The 515-nt window shown below is 69.7% G+C and carries 2 protein-coding genes; both read right to left on the bottom strand.

The features are described 5' to 3' along the window. Positions 1 to 286, bottom strand: a 286-nt coding sequence (locus N878_RS26260) for a bifunctional ornithine acetyltransferase/N-acetylglutamate synthase (RefSeq protein WP_031304335.1), incomplete at its 3' end; no start/stop codon positions are given. A 152-nt stretch (positions 287 to 438) separates the two neighbouring features. Then, a partial coding sequence (locus tag N878_RS31535; RefSeq protein WP_177342962.1) for an SEC-C metal-binding domain-containing protein occupies positions 439 to 515 on the bottom strand: 77 nt, incomplete at its 5' end.

Genomic DNA, 515 nt, shown 5'->3' with positions numbered 1-515 from the left:
AGGCACGGCGGGCACGCGCCAGGCCATCGGCACCGGTGCCGGCGTTGGCATTGCCGGTGTTGGTCAGCAGGTAGCGCACCTCGCCACCCAGGCGCTCGCGGGTGATCAGCACCGGTGCCGCGCAGAAGGCGTTGGTGGTGGTCACCCCGGCGATGCGCGAACCTTCGGCGCAGCGCATCACCACCACATCCTTGCGCCCCGGGCGCTTGATGCCGGCCGAGGCGATGCCCAGCTCGAAGCCGGGAACCGGGTGCAGGGTGGACAGCGGGCCAAGACCAACAGCCATAGAGAGCGCTCCTTTGAGGTGTTCGGTGACCGCGCAGGCGGCCGGGAAGATGGTAAAACGCCGCGAGCGGCTGGGCCGTTCGCGGCGTTGTCAGGGCGGCGACAGCATAGCTGAAGCGCCCTCTACTGCAAGCGGCCCATACGGGCCGGCGGTCAGCCGATCTGGCCGTGGCAGTGCTTGTACTTCTTGCCCGAGCCGCAGGGGCAGGGCTCGTTGCGGCCGACCTTGG

The sequence above is a fragment of the Pseudomonas sp. EGD-AK9 genome (assembly GCF_000465935.2).
In the GTDB taxonomy this organism is placed as follows: domain Bacteria; phylum Pseudomonadota; class Gammaproteobacteria; order Pseudomonadales; family Pseudomonadaceae; genus Aquipseudomonas.
This window is presented reverse-complemented; position numbering and strand designations above follow the sequence as displayed.